Raw genomic sequence first — 605 nt, 5'->3', positions numbered from 1 at the left:
CGCTATGATTCAGATTGTGATTGATGGGAAGTACCGTATCGTAGAGCAAGGACAAACGGTGCTGGAAGCGGCAAACACATGTGGCGTTGAGATCCCTTCATTGTGTGGTCTTAATCGTTCGGGTGACAAAATCGCCTGTGAACTTTGCGTCGTAGAAGTGGAAAGTGGTGGAACCAAGCGCGCGTGTGAGCTTGAGGTTCATAATGGGCTAACGGTGATCACCCAATCGCCGCAACTCACGCAACACCGTCACAGAGCACTTAATCGAATCATGTCAGATCACTATGCGGACTGCGAAGCACCTTGCCAAACTGCGTGTCCAGCGGGTGTCGACGTCCAATCATACCTCCACCATATTGCGCAAAATGACCCAATAAAAGCGGTTGAAGTCATTAAGCAAACCTTACCTATGCCTTTGTCTATCGGACGTGTGTGTCCCGCCTTCTGTGAGACAGAGTGCCGACGTAATCTTGTCGATGATTCGATTGCCATTCGTCAACTAAAGAGACACGCCGCAGATATCGATTTAGAGGCGCAGCAGAGTTATACACCACCTAAGAAACCAATGAATGGGAAACGTGTTGCGATTGTTTGCGGAGGCCCCG

The 605-nt window shown here is 49.8% G+C and carries 1 protein-coding gene; it reads left to right on the top strand.

What is annotated here, in order from left to right:
- Positions 1–4: 4 nt before the first annotated feature.
- On the top strand, positions 5–605 hold a 601-nt coding region (locus tag KIV40_RS32795; RefSeq protein WP_285353551.1), incomplete at its 3' end, for a 2Fe-2S iron-sulfur cluster-binding protein.

The organism is Vibrio sp. D173a, from assembly GCF_030248475.1.
Note: the sequence above shows the minus strand (reverse complement) of the source record. Positions and strands in the feature narration are given on the sequence as shown.